Origin of the sequence: Streptomyces sp. NPDC088116, assembly GCF_044741745.1 — a bacterium.
Lineage (GTDB): Bacteria > Actinomycetota > Actinomycetes > Streptomycetales > Streptomycetaceae > Streptomyces.
The window spans coordinates 272,624-291,826 of record NZ_JBIUTF010000003.1; the positions used below are offsets into that span (position 1 = coordinate 272,624).

Genomic DNA, 19,203 nt, shown 5'->3' on the forward strand with positions numbered 1-19,203 from the left:
CGGTACACCGCAGGTCGCCAGGCCCCGGCCCTTGGCCGGAGCGGACACAGGCTGGGTTTCGACGCCGGTCAGGCCGAACAAAGACGCGACGGCGGTGAGTTGGCCGGGTTCCTGGCGGTAGATGATGCGGGTGGAGCAGGCGGCGAGGAGGCCCTCGGCCAGGACCAGGCCACGCGAGCCGGCATCGCCTGCGCTGCCTTTCCGCGGCCTTCGTCGCGTGCGGGTCGTGATGCGCGGCCGGCGGTTTCGGGTGCGGGCCGCCCTCGGTGAACACCGAGAAGCCTCGGGCGTGCACAGTCTCCACCGCCCGGTCGAACAGCACCGGCCCGCGCAGGACGGGCTGTTCACCACATCCATCCCGTCGGGCCTTGGCCGGCGGCCCGGGTTGACAGGAGTCAGGAAGAGAATTGTAATTGCTGACGCAAGCAAGTTACTGCTGAGGGGCGATAGCCATGTCCGATGTACCCGTGAGCAAGTACTACGCCGGTGGTCAGTGGCGCGAAGCGAAGGGTGGTGCGGTCTTCGAAGACTACGAGCCCTACACCGGTGAGGTCTTCGCGCGCGTCGCCGACGCGGGAGCGGAGGAAGCCCGTATCGCTATTCAGGCCGCGGCCGATGCGTTCCCCGCCTGGGCCGCTCTGCCGCCGGCGGAGAAGGCGAAGCTGTTCTTCCGCGCCGCCGAGATCGTGCGCCGCAGGAGCAAGGAGATCGCGGAAATCCTGGCGCGTGAGACCGGTAGCACCATTCCGTTCTCGACGTTCCAGCAGGAAGGCGTCGCCGCCACCCTGGAGCAGGCGGCCGCCTGGGTCTTCCTGCCCAAGGGGGAAGTCCTTCAGTCGAACGTGCCCAACACCCATTCCATCGGGGTGCGGCGCCCACTCGGAGTCGTGGCGAGCTTCACGCCGTGGAACGGTGCCAACATCCTGTCCTGGCGGGCAGTGCTCAACCCGCTCGCCGCCGGCAATACGGTCGTGGTCAAGCCGTCCGAGTTCGCCCCCATATCCGCGGGCCTGATGGTTGCCGAGATCGCGGAGGAGGCAGGGTTCCCGCCCGGTGTGATCAATGTGGTCCCCCACGCCCCCGGTGGCGCGGCGGCCATTGCCGACGAGTTCTTCGCCAGCCCGGACGTGCGCGTCATCAACCTCATCGGCGGAGTGAACACGGCCCGGATGCTCGCGGAACGAGCCGGCCGCACGCTGAAGAGGACGGTTCTGGAACTCGGCGGCTACAACCCCATGATCGTCCTTGACGACGTGGACATGGACTACGCCGTGCGCACCGCGACCGCCGGTGCCTTCTTCCACCAGGGGCAGATCTGCCTGAACACCCGCAAGATCATCGTTCAGCGCGGGATCTACGACGAGTTCCTCGAGAAGTTCGTCGCCCGCACGAAGACGCTGCCGTCGGGCAACCCCCTGGACCCGACTACGATCATCGGCCCGCTGGTCCACCAGGCGGCGGTCGACCTCGTGGATGCGCGGGTCAAGGAGGCTGTCGAGAAGGGCGCCACGCTCCACACGGGTGGCACCCACGAGGGTCTCGTCTACCAGCCGACCATTCTCACCGACGTGTCCTACGACGCCACCGTTTCCAACGAGGAGACGTTCGGACCGCTGGTCATCGTCGAGCCGGTGGACACCCCCGAGGAAGCCGTACAGGTCGCGAACCGGACCATGTACGGCCTCACCTCCTCGATCCTGACGGGCGACACCTACCGCGGCTTCGAGTTGGCACCGACGCTGCTGCACGGCATCGTCAACGTCAATTCGTCAACCGTCAACGACGAGATCCACGCGCCCATGGGCGGCGTCCGCGACAGTGGCTGGGGGCGCACCGGCCCGGATGCCCTCAACGACTTCTCGGACGTCATCTGGATCAACGCCACGAGTGATCAGCGGCCTCTCCCGTTCTGAGAAGTCGTCCAGCGTTCTGAGAAGCCGTCGAGAGCGGGAATCCCCCACACGAGGTGGTTCGACGCGATACGTCGGATGGCCCCGTCACCGTGAGGTGACGGGGCCATCCGCGTTGTGCACGAGGGGTTCTGATCAGTTCTTGCGACGGGACGTCAGTGCTTGTAAACGCGATGCGCGATGTGTTCCGCGAGCATGATCGTGGTCGCGTTCGTCGGCGCGGACGGGACTTCAGGGATGATCGATGCGTCCACGACACGCAACCCTCCCAGCCCCTTGACCGCACCGAACTTGTCGACGACGGCCCATTCGTCGTCCGAGCCGCCCATGGGCGCTGTCGACGTGGGGTGGCCGTAGGAGGCGATCCTCTGCATGAGGAATTCCGCCAGTTGATCATCACTGCGGACCGCGTCCCCGGGGACGAGTTCGGAAGTGACCGCGCGCGCGAAAGGTGTACTCCCGGCGATGCTCCGCACGAGCTTGACGGCTTCCAGCATGCGACGCAGATCTCTTGGCGCCGACAGGTAGTTGTCGTCTATGAGGGGAGCGACGTGCGGATCCCTGGCCGCGAGTGAGACGGAGCCGCGAGAGTCCGGGCGGGTCACCGCGGCCGCCAGCAGCACCGCTCCTCCCGTGGGGCTGAACGAGCCGTCCAGCAGGTGGGTGGCGACGATGCTCAGGTCGAGTTCGGCTTCGGATGCTTCGCGCGACGCGAACCACAGGTGGGCCTGGAAAGCCGCTGTCATCGTCTGGTATTCAGGGGCAAGCGCGAACAGTGAGTGGAAGAAAGGGTGGTCCTGCAAGCGCCGGCCCACCGGCAGATCGGCCACCACGTCGATTCCCAGGGCCCGCAGATGGGCCGACGGGCCGACTCCCGAGCGCATCAGAATGGCGGGACTGCCATAGCTGCCGGCGGACAGTACGACCTCTTCAGCACGGTAGACGGTGCCCGAGTCGCTCACCACTCCTCGCGCCACGCCGTTCTCGATGAGCACGGTGTCGACCGTGATGCCCGAGAGGATTCTGAGGTTGGGACGGCGGCGGATCTCAGGCGTCAGATACGCCAGCGAGGTGTTCTGGCGGATGCCGTCCACGATGTTGACCGGGTAGCCGCCCGATCCGTACTGCTCGGCGCCGTTGAAGTCGTCGTTCCGTGGAAAGCCTTGGCCGACACAGGTGTCGACGAAAGCCTTCAGCGGGGACGACAGCTCCTCGTAGTCCCACTGCCTGATGGGGAATTGGCCGGTGCGCCCGTGGAATCCGTCGTCCCCGGCCGATGTGTTCTCCAGGTACTTGAACGTGGGGAGGACGTCCTCGTAGGACCAACCCTTGATTCCGTGGCGAGTATCCCAGGCGGCGAAGTCCGAGGCTCGGGCCCTGAGGAACACGCCGGCGTTGACCGAGGAGCTGCCGCCCATGGTCCGGCCACGGGGCGCAGGTATGAGCGGAGCGCGCTCGGAGCCCCGAGCGCTGTAGGCCCAGTCGTGGCTCGGGTGAGCCAGGATGTGGGGGTTCAGGAGTTCTTCCGGGAAGTCTCCGTCGCGATAGTCCGGTCCTGCCTCGATGAGCAGGACACGTCGCTGCGGATTCTCGCTGAGCCTGGCCGCCAGCACGGCCCCGGCCGACCCGCCGCCCACGACGAGCACGGTGGTGCCATGGATGTCAGCAGTGTTGTTGTCGCTCACAGATATCTCCAGCGCTACGTGCTTTTCAAAGCAATAAAGTTCAGGTGTCGATGCGGATGCCTGCGTTGATCCGCTGCTTCGCTGTGTCGTTGTCCCTGGCCGGTGGCCGGTCGGCCGCCTACATGCCCATGGCCTCCGGAACGACACGTTCTCCCAGCAGCGTCAGCGCAGTCAGCTGATCGGGCCCCTGCACGGGACCGATGACGTGGTCGAATCCCAGCCGGCCGAGACGCTCGAGTTCAGCGAGGAGGGCAGGGATGCGCTCGCCGCGTACGCCTGGTATGAGCGGGAGCATGACCGTCTTCTCGATCGTGGCGTAGTCTCTGCCGATCGCGTCGCAGTGTCCGCGCAGCACATCCAGTTTGTGCCCGAGGTCCGGACCGTGGAAGAGATTGCAGGCGTCCGCGTACTGGGCCACGAGCCGAAGTGTCTTCTTTTCCCCGGATCCTCCGATCAGGATCGGAGGGCGCGGGTCGCGCACTGCGGGGGGCGAGTTGAGCGTGCGCTCAAGGCGGTAGTGCTTCCCCTGATAGGGCTCGTCGTCGCTGTTCCACATCTGCAGGCAGATCTGGAGCGTTTCCTCCAGACGTTCGAACCGCTCTGCAACCGGTGCAAAGGGCAGCCCCAGCCCCCGCGACTCGGCGATGTTGAAAGGGGCACCGATTCCGATGCCGAGCGCCGCCCGGCCTCCTGAAAGAACGTCCAAGGTGGTCAGCGTCTTCGCCAGCAGACCGGGTTCGCGGTAGCCGACGGAGGTCACCAAAGTGAGGAGTTCGGCGCGCGAGGTCGATGCCGCCAGGAAGCCGAGTGTGGTGTACGCCTCGAGCATCTCCTGCTCGGGCGCACCTACGATGCCGATCTGGAACAAGTGGTCCATCACGGCGATGCGGGAGAATTCGAGGTCGTCCGCCGCTCGCGCCAGTTCGGTGACATGCCTGGCGATGGAGCGCGGTCCGTCGGGCCAGGTGAAGTCGGCGATGGTGACTCCCAGTCTCATGCGCTGCTCCCATGGTTGGGGGACCCCACGGCCCCACGGACGGTCATGCGGCAAGCCGGGAAACGCCGAGTTCCGCGCGCAGCACGGGCAGGATCTCGGAGCCGGCCAGTTCGATCATTTCGTGGACCGTGGTTTCAGGCAGTCCCGCTATGTCCACACCGAACAACTGCCGTTGGTAGGAGCCGAAATGCTCCCGGAAGGACAGGATTCGCTCGATTGCCTGTGCCGGGCTTCCGACGATGGCGCCGGTGTGCCGGCTCGCCTCCTCGAGGCTGCCGAAACTCGACAGCACAGGGTGTGAGTAGTAGTAGGGCGAGTACTCACGGAAGGCCTGCTGGGAGTTGGGGCGTACGTACAGTGAAGCGCCGGCGCCCACGATGGCCGTTTCGGGCGCCCCGCGTCCATGCGCCGCCCACTGGTCACGGTAGAGCTTCACGGAATCCGCGAAGTGGGAGACCGGCATGAACAGGTTGTTGACGAAGAATCCGTCACCGTGTCGAGCGGCCTGTTCCGCGATCTGAGGGCTGCGGATGGAGCCGTGCCAGACGAACGGCGGTGCTGCCAGCGGCCGTGGAACTGCCGTGAAGTTGGTCAGCGGTGCTCGGAAGGAGCCACTCCAGTTGACGTTCTCCTCGTCCCACAGGCGACGCAGAAGGCCGTAGTTCTCCAGCGCCAGATCGATGCCGTGACGGATGTCCTGACCGAACCAGGGATAGACCTCGGCTGTGTTGCCCCGGCCGAGCATGATGTCCACGCGGCCGTCCGCCAGCAGTTGCAGTGTGGCGAAGTCCTCGGCGATCTTGACGGGATCGTTCGTCGTGATGAGGGTGGTGGACGTCGACAGGGTGATGGTCGATGTGCGCGCGGCGATATAGGCGAGCAAGGTCGAGTCCGCGCTGACCACGAACGGCGGGTTGTGGTGCTCGCCGATGGCGAAGACGTCGAAGCCGGCCTCTTCCGCATGGACCGCGATCCGGGTGAGAGCCTTCAGCCGCTCCTGCTCCGTGGGCTGGTGACCGGTGAGCACATCTGCCGCGCAGTCTCCTACGCTGAATATCCCAAGTTCCATGCCGCGCCTACCTCACACTCTGCTCTCGGACCACTTTATTGCGTGCGTCAGCAAATATTAGCACCGTGCTGATGCTGCCGGGCCGACCGGCGCAGGCGGGTTGGGGCTCCTGCGCCGGTCGGCCCGGAACAGGGGAGGCGACCGGGCCTTGGGGCGGATGATGTGGGACTGGCCCGGACGTACCCGCGACGCAGGTGCGTCGAGCGAGACGCGTCGGGTCCCGGGACTTGCCGGTGTTTGCCGCCTGTTGGAGATTCTCGACGCCAGTGGCGGCGGCGGCCCCATGCGATGGGAGTACGTTTGCTTGGGCACGCTAAGGTTCAAGGGTGAAAGCTGCTGATCCTTTGACTGCTCAGGAAGATCGTCTGTGGCGCGCTCTGATGCGTGTCATCGTGGCTCTTCCCCGTTCCCTGGATGAGGATCTGCTGCGTTCCACCGGGCTGACTCTCACCGAGTACGTCGTGCTGATGGGTCTGTCCGAAGCTGAGAACCAGGAACTGCGGATGGCCGATCTGGCTGCCGCCACCGCGCTGTCGGCGAGCCGAATCACGCGAGTCGTGGACACACTGCGCTCGCGCGGCCTGGTGACCAAGCGGCGCTTCGAAGGTGACGGTCGCGGGAGCGTGGCCACGCTGACTCCCGACGGCTTGGATCGCCTCAAGAGCGCCTACCCGGTGCACTTGGCGAGCGCTCGTAAGCGTGTCATCGACCAGCTGGACGGACGGTCGGTGCCGGCCATGCTGAGGCAGTTCGAAGCAGTTGTGGAGCGGCTCGACTGATCTCCGGCCGTCCTCGGGTCTCCGGCCTGCTGCCACCGAAGGGCAGCGGGCCGTTCTCGCATTCAGACTGACGCGCGGTGTGCATATCGCCCGGGGCTCCGTCGCGGGAGTGGCGGTTGTCGTGACGCCCCTCAGCGGGCTCTGCGTGAGAAGCGAGGCCGGTCGGGGCCGGTCGGCTCGATGCAGCGGGACTGGACATGCTCGTAGGCCATGGTGGTCTGCACGTCGGCGACTTCTCTGCGCTCGGTGAGGCGGTCGATGACGAAGGCGTACACACCGTCGACGCCGGGGACGGCGATGTGCAGCAGAAAGTCGTGCGTGCCGGAGGTGACGAACAGGCCGATCACCTCCGGCAGGCGTGCGACCCATTCCCGGAACCCCTCGATGACGGGGCGGGCCGGGGGCCGGATGCGCACGGAGATGAGCGCCTGGACGGGCCGGCCGGCCGCGTCGAGGTCCAGGGCGGCGTGGTAGCCGGTGATCACACCGCGCTCGCGCAGCAGCCGTACCCGCTCGAGCGAGGTGGAGGGGGAGACCCCCGTCTTGGTCGCGAGGTCGCGGTTGGTCTGCCGTGCGTCGTTCTGTAGCTCTCGCAGAAGGGCCAGGTCCAGCGCGTCAAGTTCCATGAAATCGACCATACGGCGCACGAAGTACGGCTACTGGATGCGTTCTTGGGATTTTACCTAGTGTCTCCGGCTGTGGATACACGAACGAACGGCCCGTTGCTCGGTGCGGGGCCGGTGCTTGGCGCGGCCGTGCTGTGGGGCACGGCCGGCCCGCTCAGGTGCCGGCGTCCAGCCTCATGACGCCGACGGCCCTGCGACCCTCATGTCCTCGGTGGTACGGGCCGGTGCGGCGCCGGCCACCATGGTCGCCCTGGGCCTGCTCCTGGCCGTGGCCGCCGGTGTCTGCTACGACCTGTACACCGTTTTCGCGAAGAAGCCGGTTGCTGTCGCTCCCGCTGCCCAGCCCCCGGGCTCGCCGCGCTCTCCCTGCTAGCAGGAGCCCTCTCCTTGGCACCCTTGACGCTCAGCAGCGCCGCTCCCGTGCGGCAGGGTGCCACCGGCACCCTGATCGTCTGGCCGGGCGTGGTGACCCACCGCCGGAACGATCACCATGTGCCTGCCGCCGCGGTTCTTCCCCGGCTCCGCACGGATGCCGGGGATTTCCGGCGGCAGGCGCATCAGGTCCGCCGAAACCCTCGAATCTCTCGCATCCGCCGAACGAAGTTCAGAACCGGCGTCACAGTTCCGCATGTCTGCCTAGCATTTTCCCGATCTGGTCGAACAAGTAAAGAGGATCACATGTCTGTGGTGAACGCTCCCGAGACGACGGCCGTCGGCTTCGCGCCCGAGGAAATGGACTACTCCCTGTCCACCCGTCAGGCCCGGCTGAAGTGGGTCGTGGTCGTCAACTCCGACCTTCCACCTGGCCGGGCCGCCAACGCCGCCGTCTGCGCCGCGGCCCCCACCGTGGCCTCGGTCCCCGGCCTGCTGGGCACCAACACCGCCGACGCGGAAGGCGTAGCGCACCCGGGCCTGCCCTGGACGGGCTGCTCGGTGCTCGTCGCGGACTCCGCCACGCTGCGTGCCATCCGTGCCAAGGCGGTATCCCGCACCGACACCTTCGTGGCCGGCGTGCCCGCCGCCGCCCAGAGCATCCGCGTCTACAGCGACTTCATCGCAGCCGTGGGTCAGACTCTGACCGAAGACATCGAGTACTGCGCAGTCAGCATCGTCGGCCCCCGCAATCGGGTCGACAAGATCGTTGGCAAGCTTTCCCTCATGCCTTGAGCCAGGAACGATGCGATTTCCGCCACCGCGTTGGAGAGCCGCTTGTGTCTGCCGGCTCCCGGGCCGCCCGGGGCCGGCCCGTAATTACCACGCACGTCGGGCGGCCGACCGCACCGCCAGTCCGAGTGGGCCTACGTACGGGAGTCGGGTAGGAGTACGGCGGCGCCGGTGAGCTGGTCGGCCGCCAGGTCGGCGAGCGCCTGATCCGCTCGGCTGAAGGGGTATGGAGCGACGGTGACCTGGATGCCGATGCGTTCGGCGAGGGACAGGAAGTCGCGCCCGTCCTGACGGGTGTTGGAGGTGACGCTGCGCAGATTCCGCTCCTGGAAGAGATGGCGCTGGTAGTTCAGCGAGGGAATGTCGGTGAGGTGGATCCCGGCGATCGCCAGCGTGCCGGACCGGTCCAGTGCCTCCAGCGCCACCGGCACCAGGTCGCCCACCGGAGCGAACAGGATCGCCGAGTCCAGCGGCTCGGGCGGACGGTCGTACGCGTCCCCTGCCGAAGCGGCCCCGAGTTCCAGCGCGAGTGCGCGTGCGCGCTCGGACCGGGTCAGCACATGGACGGTGGCGTCCTCGGCAAGGGCGACCTGGGCTGCCAGATGGGCGGAGGCGCCGAAGCCGTAGACGCCCAGTCGCCCTCCCTTGGGCAGCGCACAGCGGCGCAGCGCACGGTAGCCGATGATTCCGGCGCACAGGAGGGGGGCGAGCGAGGCGGCGTCCTGGGCTTCCGGAAGCGGGTAGGCGAAGGTTTCGGGAACCAGCGCCAGGTCGGCGAAGCCTCCGTCCGCGTCCCACCCCGTGTAGGTGGACCGGGGGCAGAGGTTCTCCTGCCCGGCACGGCAGTAGCGGCACGTTCCGCAGGTACCACGCAGCCAGGCCCCGCCGACGCGGTCTCCGGTACGGAACAAGGTCACCGAGTCTCCGGTGGCGACCACCCTGCCGACGATCTCATGGCCGGGTACGGTCGACGGCCGATGCGGTGCGAGGTCGCCCTCGGCCAGGTGCAGGTCGGTACGGCACACACCGCAGGCTTCCACCCGTAGCAGCAGGTCGCCGGGACCGGGGGCGGCTACGTGCTTCCGGCCGAGGACCAGGGGTCCGGTGCTGATCGGACCGGGTGTCCCGACGACCCAGCCGTGTCGAGTCTCCCCGGCGGAGACTGTGAAGGCCATGCTTCAAGCCTGCTGCGGGGGCGTGGCCGGGGCAAACGGGCCTGCTTCGCCTGGAGCGGGGCGGGCAGATGTCGCCGAGGCCGCGGCGCTCGGCTCTCAGGCCGGCAGGCCTTCGGGGCGGGTGGGGGTCTTCAGGGCGCCGGAGTGGACGGCCGCGACGGTGCCGCCGTCGACGAGCAGGTCCGTGCCGGTGATGAAGGTCGCGTTCGGTCCGAGCAGGAAGGCGGCGGCGTCGGCGATGTCGTTGGGCGTGCCCAGTCGCCCGGTGGCGGACGCGCCGACCATGGCACGCATCTGCTGTCCGGCTTCCCCGGCCAGTTCCTGCCGGCCCATCGGGGTGGAGATGACGCCGGGACTGATGGAGTTGACACGGGCGCCGCGCTTGCCCCAGGGCCCGGCCGCGGCCCGTACGCGCAGCAGGTTGGCGCGCTTGGCGAGGGTGTAGGCGCGGCCCGGGTCGGTGGCCGTGTCCGTACCGGTGCACGGCAGGTGCAGCAGTTCCTCGGCGGGGGCGTGGGCCAGGGCGTGCTCCTGCTCGGGGGCGAGGGGCGCCGCCATGTGGCCGGCCATGCTGGCGATGAAGATGCCCGCGCCGCCCGGGGCGATGACGCGGCCGAACTCCTCCAGGACCAGGGCGACGCCCACCAGATCGACCCGGAGGACCACCGGGGCGGGCGCCTGCGCGGGGGAGAGTCCCGCCGTGTGGGCGACCTGGGTGATGTTCCCCCGTTCCGCCGCCGCCTCGGCGAGGCCGGCGACCGACTCGGGCGAGGAGACGTCGACGTGGTGGGTGGCGACGTCGTAGCCGTCACCCCGCAGAGCCTCGGCGGTGGAGTCCAGGGTGGCCTTGTCGAAATCGGCGAGCAGCAGCGCCCTGCCCGCTCCCTGTCTGCGGGCGATCGCCTGTCCCATTCCGCCCACACCGATCACGACGACCACGTCCCTGTTCATGAGAGGCCTTCCCCATCCTTGAATACGAGACCATCTGTCTCGTATTCAAGGACCGTACCTTTCCGTGGGCACTTTGGGAACATCGGCTGCATACGCTGGGGACATGACAGAGGAGCGCCGAGGCCGACCGCGCAGTACGACCGTCCATCGGGCCATCCTCGATGCCACGCGGGACCTGCTGATCGAGAACGGTTATGCGCGGCTGTCGATCGACCGCGTCGCCGTCCGGGCCGAGGTGGGCAAGCAGACCGTCTACCGGCGGTGGCCCTCCAAGGCGCCACTCGTGGCCGAAACCGTTCTGGACGGCTCCCACGCCCCCGGCCCGGCCGACACCGGCGACATCCACCGGGATCTCAGGACCTGGCTGCACGGGCTGGTGGCGTTCATGACCGACTCGCGGAACGCGGCGCTGATCCGCGCCCTCACCGCCGCCGCCGCGGAAGACCCTCACGATGCCGAAGACCTGTACGAGCGGCTCACCGGGCCGCAGCGCGAAGAACTGGTCCAGCGGCTGCGAGCCGGTGCCGAGGCCGGACAGGTGCGTGCCGACGCGGACTTGGACGCGGTCGCCGACGCGCTCACCGGTGCCCTGGTGTACCAGACGCTCGCCGGCGATGGTTCCCTGTCCGTCCGGCGAGCCGACGGGCTGTTCGACGTCATCATGCGGGGACTGCGTCCCGACGTCCCGGTGACCACCGACCGTCCCGTGGTGGCCGACAACCACCGCGAATCGCACCACAGTTGATCTCCTGACGCCTGATCGGCCCCGGCCCGCACGGCGGACGGCACGCACAGGGCGTCCCGACCGGGTCGGGACGCCCTACGGGTGCCGCTTCTGTCGCGTCGGCGCGAACGTGGTCAGGCCGTCTTGAGGCGTGCGGCGATCTTCAGTGCACGCTCCGCCTGGTAGCGGGCGGCGGCGCGGGTGGTGTCGCCCACGGGGTTGGTTCCCTGGGCATCGACGTGCGAAGTTCCGTACGGGTTGCCGTCCGCGAACTTCAGCGGGTCGGTGAAACCGGGGCTGACGACGAGCCCGCCGAAGTGGTGGATGCTGTTGTAGAGCGCGAGAAGCGTGGTCTCCTGGCCGCCGTGCAAGGTGGCGGACGAGGTGAAGCCGCTGTAGACCTTGTCGGCGAGCTTGTCCTGGCTCCACAGTCCGCCGAGCGTGTCGATGAACTGCTTCAGCTGGGCCGAGACGTTTCCGAACCGGGTGGGGGTTCCGAAGAGGACCACGTCGGCCCACTCGATGTCGTCGGCGGTGGCCTCCGGGATGTCCCTGCCGGCGGCCTGGGCGGCGGCCCAGGCGGGGTTGGCGTCGATGGCGGTCTGCGGCGCCAGCTCCGCCACCTTCAGCAGCCGGACCTCGCCGCCGGCCTTGGCCGACGCGTCACGCAGCTCCTTGGCCATCTCGGCGACCGTGCCGGTCGAGGAGTAGTAGACGATCGCGACATTCAGGGGAGTGCTCACAGCAGGTTCCGTTTCCTTGCCAGTGGAGGGTGGACGCGACCGGAGGAACTGGCCGACCGGTCACGCAAATGAAACTAGACGACCGGTCGACTATTCGTCAACGCGGCCGGTGGCCACTGCTTTTGCGTCAGGCTCGTCCCGGCGTCCCGGCGTCCCGGCGTCCCGGCGTCCCGGCGTCCCGGCGTCCCGCCGCGGCCGGGGCGCGGCCGGCGTGCTCGTACGGCAGCGGACCTGGAGCCTTGGAGGATCCGGGCCGCGTCCCTCGCCGCACACGGCGTCATGACCGGCCTCCTCCCGCTGTGAGGCCCGGCCTCTCAAGCCCCCTAGCATGGGGGAGTGGAGTTGCGTCAGTTGCGGTACTTCGTCGCGGTCGCCGAGGAGCTCAACTTCGGCCGGGCCGCGGAACGGCTGCTCATCGCCGGCCCGTCCTTGTCCCAGCAGATCAAGGCCCTCGAACGCGACCTCGGAGTGCGGCTGTTCGACCGCGACCGCCGCTCGGTGACGCTCACTCCCGCAGGTGCCGCGCTGCTCCCGCACACCCGGAACCTGCTGGCGAACGCCGACGACCTGCGCAACCGGGCCGCGCGGATCTCCGGCTCCGAACCGGTCCGGCTCGGCTACGTCAACTGGATCCCGGCGGACCTGAATACGAGGGCCTCGGCTGTGGCGAGGCTGCACATCGACGCCTGGGTCGCCCCTTCCCACACCCAGGCCGCCCGGGTCGCCGACGGCAGCTTGGACCTGGCCGTGTGCTGGGTCGACGGGCCGACCCTCGAACGGCTCGGCCTGAACGCCCGGTTGCTGGGAGCCGATCGGCTCTACGCCGTCACCACGGGACGGGACGCCGCACCCGTCCGGGCCGGAGAGGTCGCCGTCCTTCTCGACGACGACGCCACCTCCTGGCGGTCCTGGAACATCTACGCCCAGCAACTCGCCGACGACGCCGGCGCCCGGACCGTACAGATCACCGACGGTGGTGTCACCGGGCCCGCGTTCTTCGACCATGTGCGCCGCGCTCGTCGTCCTCTCGTCAACTCGCCCAAGGGGCAGTCCACACCGCTGCCCCCCGACCTGGTCCAGCGCCCGATCATCGGCCCGAAGGTGTACTGGACCTGGTCCCTGGTCTGGCGTCGCAACGAGGTCCGTGCGGCCGTCCTGGCCACGATCGACGCCCTGGCCGAACACGTCACCGACCCCGGGATCCACGACCCGGACGCCTGGCTCCCCGCCACCGACCCGCACAAGCCCTGAGACGGGCGCGATCAGGGGCGCCGGCCGCCCGGCGGACGTATGCCCAGGGCGATGCCGGCCCAGTACGTACGGGAGCGGTCCCGGCCGGGCGGTGCGTGCCGCGTACGACGGGCCATTCGGGGGAGCGCCGCGCGGCCCGGTGCGGGCGCGGGTCTCTCACCGGGCGGGGTCGTCCTTGCCCGGGTCGTTGGGGTGCGACCGCAGCGGGGTGACCTTCACCGTCATCCATGAGCGCAACGGAAGGGTGCCCAGCACCTTCTCGTGCAGCTCCGTCTCGTCCGCGGCCCGCCAGATCCCGATGCTGCGCAGTTCACCGACCGGGCGCCAGAGGCGGAACAGGTGCCCGGTGGCGGCCAGTTCACCGGCTCGTACCGACTCCGCGGCCCGGCGGCGGCCGACTTCGGCCTCCTCGGTGTCCTCGGGGATCGTCGTGGTGATCTCGACCAGGAACTCTTCCATCGTCCTTCTCCGTCTTCGCGTGGAGCACCCCGCTTCGGTGCTCTCCCGTTTCACGGTGGGCCCGCCCCGGCGTCATGGCTACGACCTCCTTCCTCCCGGCTGGTAGGCGCAACCTCCCATCGCAGGTCGCACCTTGCGAGGGCCCCGCGCGAGGCCGAAGACCTCTTTGACGTGCACACATGCCTCGCCTAGCGTCGACTAGGCGACCGGTCGACTAATGCCGGGCGCACTCCGTCCCACCCCATGGAGAGGTCATCATGTTTTCCGCCGAACAGAAGGTCGCCGTCATCACGGGCGCGTCGCAGGGCATCGGAGCAGGACTGGTCGCCGGTTATCGCAAGCTGGGCTACGGCGTCGTCGCCACATCGCGCGGGATCGAGCCCGCACACGACCCGGACGTGGTCACCGTCCAGGGCGACATCGCCGACCCCGCCACCGCCGAGCGCGTCATCACGGCGGCTGTCGAACGGTTCGGCCGCGTGGACACCCTGGTCAACAACGCCGGAGTGTTCGTCGCCAAGCCGTTCACCGAGTACACCGGGGACGACTACGAGACGGTGACCGGCGTCAACCTGACCGGTTTCTTCCGCATCACCCAACTCGCCGTGGAGCGGATGCTCGTCCAGGGCGGTGGCCATGTCGTCCAGGTCACCACGAGCCTGGTCGACCACGCGAGTTCGGATGTCACTTCCGTGCTGGCCTCGCTGACCAAGGGCGGCCTGCAGTCCGCCACCAAGGCGTTGGCCATCGAGTACGCGCGCCAGGGCATCCGCAGCAACGCGGTCGCGCTCGGGACCATCCGCACGCCTATGCACCCCGAGGCCTACCACGAGACGCTGGCCGAGATGCACCCGCTGGGCAGGATGGGCGAGGTCGACGATGTCGTCCAGGCCGTGATGTACCTCGAGGACGCCCCCTTCGTCACCGGCGAGATCCTCGCCGTCGACGGTGGACAGAGCGCCGGCCGTTGAACGGGCAGCCCCCGGCCGCTTCGCCGCCACGTCACCTGGCGGCCGGGGCGCCGCTGCCGCCACCGAGGAGTTCCCGATGAGCAGAACCTTCCTGATCACCGGAGTCAGCAGCGGCCTGGGCCGCGCGTTCGCTCAACAGGCCCTGGCCGCAGGTCATGTGGTGGCCGGTACCGTACGTGACCCGGGCCAGATCGCCGAGTTCGAGGCGCCGGCCCACGGTCGCGCCACCGGACTCCTGCTGGATGTCACCGACGACGCGGCCGTCTCCCGGGTCGTCGAAGACGTCGAGACGCGCGTCGGCCCGGTCGATGTGCTGATCAGCAACGCCGGTTACGGGGTGGAGGGCACCGTCGAGGAGTCCTCGATGGACGACCTGCGCCGCCAGTTCGACGTCAACGTGTACGGCACGGTGGCCGTCATCAAGGCGGTCCTGCCGTATATGCGACGCCGTCGCGGCGGACACATCGTCACCGTGTCCTCCATGGCCGGGCTGACGGCGCTGCCCGGCGTCGCCTTCTACGGCGCCAGCAAGTTCGCGGTGGAAGGTATCGCCGCGTCCCTGGCCCAGGAGGTCGCCCACCTCGGTGTCCACGTGACCTCCCTCGCGCTGGGCGCCTTCCGTACCGACTGGGCCGGCCGCTCGATGACGCGGGTGCCACGGAGCATCCCCGACTACGACAGCGTCTTCGACCCGATCCGGACCGCTCGCCGGGCCAAGGACAGCAACCAGCCAGGAGATCCCGTCCGCGCAGCGAAGGCCCTGCTCGCGGTCGTGGACGCGGACAAGCCTCCGGTCCATCTGGTGCTGGGCATCGATGCCCTGAACCTGATCGAGGAGGGCCGGCAGCGCCTGAGCGACGACATCGCCGCCTGGGCCGACCTGAGCACCTCCACCAATTTTCCCGCGGGCCAGTGACCCTGCCGCCCTTTTCCTGGAGCCTTGTGATGAGTGATTCCCCCACCCCCACCGCCGTCGACTTCTGGTGCGACCCCAGCTGCCCATGGACCTGGCTCACCTCCCGCTGGATGCTCGAGGTTCGAAAGACCCGCCCGGTCCGGATCACCTGGCACGTCATGAGCCTGGCCGTCCTCAACGAGGCCCGCATGGACCAGCTCCCGCCCCACAACCGCGAGTTGATGGGCCAGGCCTGGGCGCCCGTCCGGGTCATGATCGCCGCGCAGGAGTCCTTCGGGTCCCGCGTCCTGGAGCCGCTCTACACCGCGCTCGGCACCCGTTATCACCCCCAGGGTCTGCCCAAGACCCGGGCCACCATCGAGGCAGCCCTGCGAGAGGCCGGGCTGCCCGAGCACCTCGCCGAGGCCGGTGACACCGACACCTACGACGCGGCCCTGCGCGAGTCCCACCAGGAGGGCATCACCCTGGTCGGCCAGGAGGTCGGCAGCCCCATCATCGCCGTCCCCGGCCCCGACGGCGACGAGAGGATCGCCTTCTTCGGGCCCGTCGTCACCCCCGCCCCCACGGGTGAACAGGCCGCCCGGCTGTGGGACGGCACCCTCGCCGTCGCCTCCACACCCGGCTTCTACGAGATCAAGCGGACCCGCACGGTCGGCCCGGTCTTCGACTGACCGAGGCCGGCTGCCCGGGGCTACGCCGTGGTGCGGAGCCTCGCCGCCACGTCCTGGATCAGCTCCGCCTCGTGGGGAACGAGGTAGAAGTGGTCTCCCGGGAAGATCCTCTCGCTGTATCCGGCACGGGTGTGCGGGGACCAGGCGCGGATGTCCGCGGGGTCGATGTCGGGGTCGTCCCGCCCCACATAAGCGGTGATGGGGGCTCCGGTCGACGCGTGGGGCCGCGGTCGGTACGTCTCGCTCAGCTTGTAGTCGGCGCGTATCGATCCCATCACGAGTTCCCGCAGATCCGGATCGCGCAGTACGGGCGCCGCGGCCGCGTCCAGCCGCAGAACGTCCGCGATCAGTGCCTCGTCGCCCTGCTCGTGGAGAACGGATTCACGTGTGCGACCGGGTGCCCCTCTGCCCGAGACGAACAGCGCGGCCGGTCCGACTCCGTGCCGTTCCTCGATTCGCATGGCCACCTCGAAGGCCACAGAGGCGCCCATGCTGTGTCCGAACAGGGCCAGCGGCCGGTCGAGCCAGGGCGTCAGTGCCTCGACGATCGGTTCCGCGAGCGCGTCCATGTCGTCGACGCACGGATCCTGGAGCCGGCCCTGGCGTCCCGGGTACTGCACGGCCAGTAGTTCGACGGTCTCCGGGAGCCGGCCCGGCCAGGCGCGGAAGGCGCTTGCGGCGCCGCCCGCGTAGGGGAAGCACACCAGGCGCGTACGTGGACGGGGTATCGGTGTGAACCGTCGGAACCACACCGGGCGGGGAGTGGGGCCCGAGCCGTTCGGCTGCCCCACTCGCCCGCCCTTCTCGTCGTGCCCGATCCGCTCGCTCATCCGTGCCCCCGTCTGTTCCCTGTCCGCCGCTCCGGACGTGACGCACCGAGGATGGCCTGCCGACAACGTTGGCAGCGAGACCTGTGGAAAGCGGTACGCCAACGTTTCCTTTCTGTTCTCCTCGTGGGCACTTTCGAAGCGTTGTCGGAACGTCAGGTGGCGCTCACCGCACCAGTGGTGCGGACGGAGGGGGGTGAAGCGGGGAAATGTCTATCTCGTCCGGGTGATAGCGGTTCGTTGTTCATGGTTCAATTATCGGCGGATGTCGCAGAGGGGTTTGACAGGAGCTTGTCAGGGGAGTGCCGGAGTGCTTTAGTAACGCTGCCTTCCCGGAGTCTCTCGCCGCACGGCGATCGAGCGAATGGGGGCCGCGGAACTCCGCGCAATCTCGAGCACGTGAGGTGCATTCATGGAAATCGCTATCGAGGCGGAAGGGCTTCGTAAGCGGTACGGGGACCACGAGGCGCTGCGCGGTGTAGACCTTTCCGTGCCCACCGGAACACTGCTGGGAATCCTCGGCCCGAACGGGGCGGGCAAGACGACGACCGTGCGTGTGCTCGCGACGCTGCTCGAACCGGACGAGGGCCGGGCGCGCGTGGCCGGTTACGACGTACGTGAGCAGCCGCGCGAGGTGCGCCGCAGCATCGGTCTCACCGGCCAGTACGCGGCTCTCGACGAGCGGCTCACCGGGCGGGAGAACCTTCGGCTGATCGGCACGCTGTACCGGCTCGGCCGCCGCACGGCGAAGGTGCGTGCCGGTGAACTGCTCGACCGGCTCGATCTCGCGAGCGCCGCCGAGCGCCAGGTCAAGACGTACTCCGGTGGCATGCGGCGCAGGCTCGACCTGGCCGCGAGCCTCATCGCGGAGCCCAAGGTGCTGTTCCTCGACGAGCCGACGACCGGTCTCGATCTGACCAGCAGGCTCACCCTGTGGGACATGATCCGCGAGCAGTTGGCGGGCGGCGTGACCGTACTGATGACCACCCAGTACCTGGAAGAGGCCGACCAGCTCGCCGACCGCATCGCGGTGATCGACGGGGGCCGGGTCATCGCCGACGGAACCTCGGACGAGCTGAAGGCCAAGGTCGGCGGGGAGCGGCTCGAAGTGTCCCTGGCGGACAGCGGCGACGTCCCCGCCACCGTGCGCGCGCTGCGGGGCAGCGCCGCCGCCGAACCCGCTGTCGCGCAGGACGGCCGCATGGTGTCCGTCTCGCTGAGGGACGGGCTGAAATCGGTGTCCGAGGCAGCCGCCGCACTGGACGCCGCGGGCGCGAGGACCGTCGGGTTCGCCGTCCGGCGGCCGTCGCTCGACGATGTGTTTCTCGCCCTCACCGGCTCCGCGACCAGCAGCGAAAGGTAGGACGAGTACCTCATGGTGGATCTTGTCAGTGACGTGTCCGCACTGGTCGGCCGGCATATGAAGCACCTGGTGCGCATCCCGGAGAAGCTGCTCAGCGTGACCTTGATGCCCGTCGCGTACGTCGTGGTCTTCGGCGTCCTGTTCGGCAGCGCGATCTCCGTGCCGGGCAGCGACTACCGCTCGTACCTGATGGCGGGCATCTTCACCCAGATGATGCTCACGAATGTGGGCAACACCGCTCTCGGCGTGGCCGGCGATCTCGGCAACGGCGTGGTCGACCGGTTCCGTTCGCTGCCGATGTCACGGTCCGCCGTGCTGATCGCGCGCACCCTCTCCGATCTGGCGCTGGCGGTCATCGCCTGCGTCACGATGGCCATCGTCGGATATCTCATCGGATGGCGGGTCCACGAAGGGTTCCTGAGCGCCCTCGCCGGCTTCGGGCTGCTCCTCCTGCTCGGCTACACCATGGCCTGGCTCGGCGCGCTCATCGGACTGCTGGCGCGCAGCGCTGAGGCGGTCAACTCCATCGCCTTCATGCTGGTGATGCCGCTGACGTTCCTGTCGAACGCCTTCATCCCGCTGGACGGCCTGCCGGGCTGGCTCCGGTGGCTGTGCGAGTGGAATCCGGTCAGCGCCGTGGTGGCCGCCTGCCGCGAGTTGTTCGGCAACACGACGACGGGCACCGGCGAAGGGGCGTTCCCCGTCCAGCATCCGGTTCCGGTGTCGCTGGTGCTCAGTGCCCTGGTGCTGTCCGCCGTCGTGCCGGCGGCCGTCAGCGCCTACCGCCGCGCCGCCGCCCGCTGAGACGGGTCGAATTACCGCGCGACCTGAGTGCTGTCCCATAATGCCGGGCGCGTTTCCGGATTGCGGACAACTCTTCGTCTGTAATTCCGCCTCGTTGTTTTCTATTCTGTTCCGCTGC

20 protein-coding genes and 1 pseudogene are annotated in these 19,203 nt (G+C 68.6%); 11 read left to right on the top strand and 10 right to left on the bottom strand.

The annotated features are described in order from the left end of the window. Positions 1-18: 18 nt before the first annotated feature. A pseudogene (locus ACIOJD_RS13730) lies at positions 19-195 on the bottom strand (ATP-binding protein); the annotation flags it as partial. A gap of 257 nt (positions 196-452) precedes the next feature. On the opposite strand from ACIOJD_RS13730, the gene ACIOJD_RS13735 reads away from it, so the two are divergent. Next, positions 453-1,913, top strand: coding sequence for an aldehyde dehydrogenase family protein (locus ACIOJD_RS13735; RefSeq protein ID WP_401912304.1), 1,461 nt, complete (start codon positions 453-455; stop codon positions 1,911-1,913). 152 nt (positions 1,914-2,065) lie between these two features. Here ACIOJD_RS13735 and ACIOJD_RS13740 read toward each other — a convergent pair whose 3' ends face one another. The 3 genes from ACIOJD_RS13740 to ACIOJD_RS13750 all read right to left on the bottom strand — a co-directional run bounded on the left by ACIOJD_RS13740 (position 2,066) and on the right by ACIOJD_RS13750 (position 5,661). Next, a complete protein-coding gene (locus ACIOJD_RS13740) occupies positions 2,066-3,595 on the bottom strand; it encodes a GMC family oxidoreductase (RefSeq protein WP_401912306.1) in 1,530 nt (509 codons plus the stop codon). 118 nt (positions 3,596-3,713) lie between these two features. Further along, the gene (locus ACIOJD_RS13745; protein WP_401912309.1) at positions 3,714-4,592 is read right to left on the bottom strand and encodes an LLM class F420-dependent oxidoreductase; all 879 of its coding nucleotides are present in this window, start codon (positions 4,590-4,592) and stop codon (positions 3,714-3,716) included. A gap of 43 nt (positions 4,593-4,635) precedes the next feature. Then, positions 4,636-5,661 carry a CE1758 family FMN-dependent luciferase-like monooxygenase gene (locus ACIOJD_RS13750; protein ID WP_401912311.1) on the bottom strand — a complete coding sequence of 342 codons (1,026 nt, stop codon included), beginning with the start codon at positions 5,659-5,661 and terminating at the stop codon, positions 4,636-4,638. 326 nt (positions 5,662-5,987) lie between these two features. Here ACIOJD_RS13750 and ACIOJD_RS13755 point away from each other — a divergent pair, with 326 nt between their 5' ends. After that, positions 5,988-6,440 carry a MarR family winged helix-turn-helix transcriptional regulator gene (locus ACIOJD_RS13755; protein ID WP_401912314.1) on the top strand — a complete coding sequence of 151 codons (453 nt, stop codon included), beginning with the start codon at positions 5,988-5,990 and terminating at the stop codon, positions 6,438-6,440. A 131-nt stretch (positions 6,441-6,571) separates the two neighbouring features. Here ACIOJD_RS13755 and ACIOJD_RS13760 read toward each other — a convergent pair whose 3' ends face one another. After that, the gene (locus tag ACIOJD_RS13760) at positions 6,572-7,066 is read right to left on the bottom strand and encodes an Lrp/AsnC family transcriptional regulator (protein WP_401912317.1); all 495 of its coding nucleotides are present in this window, start codon (positions 7,064-7,066) and stop codon (positions 6,572-6,574) included. Positions 7,067-7,268: 202 nt separating this feature from the next. On the opposite strand from ACIOJD_RS13760, the gene ACIOJD_RS13765 reads away from it, so the two are divergent. Continuing rightward, positions 7,269-7,439, top strand: coding sequence for a hypothetical protein (locus tag ACIOJD_RS13765; protein ID WP_401912320.1), 171 nt, complete (start codon positions 7,269-7,271; stop codon positions 7,437-7,439). Between the two features lie 305 nt (positions 7,440-7,744). Beyond that, complete coding sequence (locus ACIOJD_RS13770) at positions 7,745-8,233, top strand: DUF2000 domain-containing protein (protein ID WP_401912322.1); 489 nt, start codon at positions 7,745-7,747, stop codon at positions 8,231-8,233. A gap of 131 nt (positions 8,234-8,364) precedes the next feature. On the opposite strand, the gene ACIOJD_RS13775 is transcribed toward ACIOJD_RS13770, so the two are convergent. Beyond that, on the bottom strand, positions 8,365-9,405 hold the full coding sequence (locus ACIOJD_RS13775) for a zinc-dependent alcohol dehydrogenase family protein (RefSeq protein ID WP_401912324.1): 1,041 nt from the start codon (positions 9,403-9,405) through the stop codon (positions 8,365-8,367). 96 nt (positions 9,406-9,501) lie between these two features. Continuing rightward, positions 9,502-10,356 carry an SDR family oxidoreductase gene (locus ACIOJD_RS13780; RefSeq protein WP_401912327.1) on the bottom strand — a complete coding sequence of 285 codons (855 nt, stop codon included), beginning with the start codon at positions 10,354-10,356 and terminating at the stop codon, positions 9,502-9,504. A 103-nt stretch (positions 10,357-10,459) separates the two neighbouring features. On the opposite strand from ACIOJD_RS13780, the gene ACIOJD_RS13785 reads away from it, so the two are divergent. Then, a complete protein-coding gene (locus tag ACIOJD_RS13785; protein WP_401912330.1) occupies positions 10,460-11,101 on the top strand; it encodes a TetR/AcrR family transcriptional regulator in 642 nt (213 codons plus the stop codon). A 113-nt stretch (positions 11,102-11,214) separates the two neighbouring features. Here the strand turns inward: ACIOJD_RS13785 and wrbA are convergent, their stop codons facing one another. Beyond that, positions 11,215-11,823, bottom strand: coding sequence for an NAD(P)H:quinone oxidoreductase (wrbA, locus tag ACIOJD_RS13790; RefSeq protein WP_401912333.1), 609 nt, complete (start codon positions 11,821-11,823; stop codon positions 11,215-11,217). A gap of 336 nt (positions 11,824-12,159) precedes the next feature. Here wrbA and ACIOJD_RS13795 point away from each other — a divergent pair, with 336 nt between their 5' ends. Then, complete coding sequence (locus ACIOJD_RS13795; RefSeq protein ID WP_401912336.1) at positions 12,160-13,074, top strand: LysR family transcriptional regulator; 915 nt, start codon at positions 12,160-12,162, stop codon at positions 13,072-13,074. Between the two features lie 156 nt (positions 13,075-13,230). Here ACIOJD_RS13795 and ACIOJD_RS13800 read toward each other — a convergent pair whose 3' ends face one another. Next, positions 13,231-13,533: a muconolactone Delta-isomerase family protein gene (locus tag ACIOJD_RS13800; RefSeq protein ID WP_401912338.1), complete on the bottom strand. Its 303-nt coding sequence runs from the start codon at positions 13,531-13,533 to the stop codon at positions 13,231-13,233. 257 nt (positions 13,534-13,790) lie between these two features. Between ACIOJD_RS13800 and ACIOJD_RS13805 the strand changes: the two genes are divergently transcribed. The 3 genes from ACIOJD_RS13805 to ACIOJD_RS13815 all read left to right on the top strand — a co-directional run bounded on the left by ACIOJD_RS13805 (position 13,791) and on the right by ACIOJD_RS13815 (position 16,091). Next, on the top strand, positions 13,791-14,504 hold the full coding sequence (locus ACIOJD_RS13805; RefSeq protein WP_401912339.1) for an SDR family NAD(P)-dependent oxidoreductase: 714 nt from the start codon (positions 13,791-13,793) through the stop codon (positions 14,502-14,504). A 76-nt stretch (positions 14,505-14,580) separates the two neighbouring features. Then, positions 14,581-15,420 (top strand): oxidoreductase, encoded by an 840-nt coding sequence (locus tag ACIOJD_RS13810; protein ID WP_401912341.1) that lies wholly within the window; start codon positions 14,581-14,583, stop codon positions 15,418-15,420. Positions 15,421-15,449: 29 nt separating this feature from the next. Next, positions 15,450-16,091 (top strand): DsbA family protein, encoded by a 642-nt coding sequence (locus ACIOJD_RS13815; RefSeq protein ID WP_401912344.1) that lies wholly within the window; start codon positions 15,450-15,452, stop codon positions 16,089-16,091. A 20-nt stretch (positions 16,092-16,111) separates the two neighbouring features. On the opposite strand, the gene ACIOJD_RS13820 is transcribed toward ACIOJD_RS13815, so the two are convergent. Further along, a complete protein-coding gene (locus ACIOJD_RS13820) occupies positions 16,112-16,921 on the bottom strand; it encodes a thioesterase II family protein (protein WP_401912346.1) in 810 nt (269 codons plus the stop codon). A gap of 409 nt (positions 16,922-17,330) precedes the next feature. Between ACIOJD_RS13820 and ACIOJD_RS13825 the strand changes: the two genes are divergently transcribed. Together ACIOJD_RS13825 and ACIOJD_RS13830 are read left to right on the top strand one after the other, a co-directional pair. Next, entirely contained in the window at positions 17,331-18,281 is a 951-nt protein-coding gene (locus ACIOJD_RS13825) for an ATP-binding cassette domain-containing protein (RefSeq protein ID WP_401912349.1), read from the top strand. A 12-nt stretch (positions 18,282-18,293) separates the two neighbouring features. Next, on the top strand, positions 18,294-19,085 hold the full coding sequence (locus tag ACIOJD_RS13830; RefSeq protein ID WP_401912351.1) for an ABC transporter permease: 792 nt from the start codon (positions 18,294-18,296) through the stop codon (positions 19,083-19,085). Positions 19,086-19,203 lie beyond the last annotated feature (118 nt).

Coding starts and splice junctions, on each gene's coding strand:
- ACIOJD_RS13765 (WP_401912320.1), top strand. CDS start 7,269: ATGTCCTCGGTGGTACGGGCCGGTGCGGCGCCGGCCACCATGGTCGCC.
- ACIOJD_RS13780 (WP_401912327.1), bottom strand. CDS start 10,356: ATGAACAGGGACGTGGTCGTCGTGATCGGTGTGGGCGGAATGGGACAG.
- ACIOJD_RS13820 (WP_401912346.1), bottom strand. CDS start 16,921: ATGAGCGAGCGGATCGGGCACGACGAGAAGGGCGGGCGAGTGGGGCAG.
- ACIOJD_RS13760 (WP_401912317.1), bottom strand. CDS start 7,066: ATGGAACTTGACGCGCTGGACCTGGCCCTTCTGCGAGAGCTACAGAAC.
- ACIOJD_RS13815 (WP_401912344.1), top strand. CDS start 15,450: ATGAGTGATTCCCCCACCCCCACCGCCGTCGACTTCTGGTGCGACCCC.
- ACIOJD_RS13830 (WP_401912351.1), top strand. CDS start 18,294: ATGGTGGATCTTGTCAGTGACGTGTCCGCACTGGTCGGCCGGCATATG.
- ACIOJD_RS13735 (WP_401912304.1), top strand. CDS start 453: ATGTCCGATGTACCCGTGAGCAAGTACTACGCCGGTGGTCAGTGGCGC.
- ACIOJD_RS13750 (WP_401912311.1), bottom strand. CDS start 5,661: ATGGAACTTGGGATATTCAGCGTAGGAGACTGCGCGGCAGATGTGCTC.
- ACIOJD_RS13825 (WP_401912349.1), top strand. CDS start 17,331: ATGGAAATCGCTATCGAGGCGGAAGGGCTTCGTAAGCGGTACGGGGAC.
- ACIOJD_RS13745 (WP_401912309.1), bottom strand. CDS start 4,592: ATGAGACTGGGAGTCACCATCGCCGACTTCACCTGGCCCGACGGACCG.
- ACIOJD_RS13805 (WP_401912339.1), top strand. CDS start 13,791: ATGTTTTCCGCCGAACAGAAGGTCGCCGTCATCACGGGCGCGTCGCAG.
- ACIOJD_RS13810 (WP_401912341.1), top strand. CDS start 14,581: ATGAGCAGAACCTTCCTGATCACCGGAGTCAGCAGCGGCCTGGGCCGC.
- ACIOJD_RS13800 (WP_401912338.1), bottom strand. CDS start 13,533: ATGGAAGAGTTCCTGGTCGAGATCACCACGACGATCCCCGAGGACACC.
- ACIOJD_RS13775 (WP_401912324.1), bottom strand. CDS start 9,405: ATGGCCTTCACAGTCTCCGCCGGGGAGACTCGACACGGCTGGGTCGTC.
- ACIOJD_RS13770 (WP_401912322.1), top strand. CDS start 7,745: ATGTCTGTGGTGAACGCTCCCGAGACGACGGCCGTCGGCTTCGCGCCC.
- ACIOJD_RS13785 (WP_401912330.1), top strand. CDS start 10,460: ATGACAGAGGAGCGCCGAGGCCGACCGCGCAGTACGACCGTCCATCGG.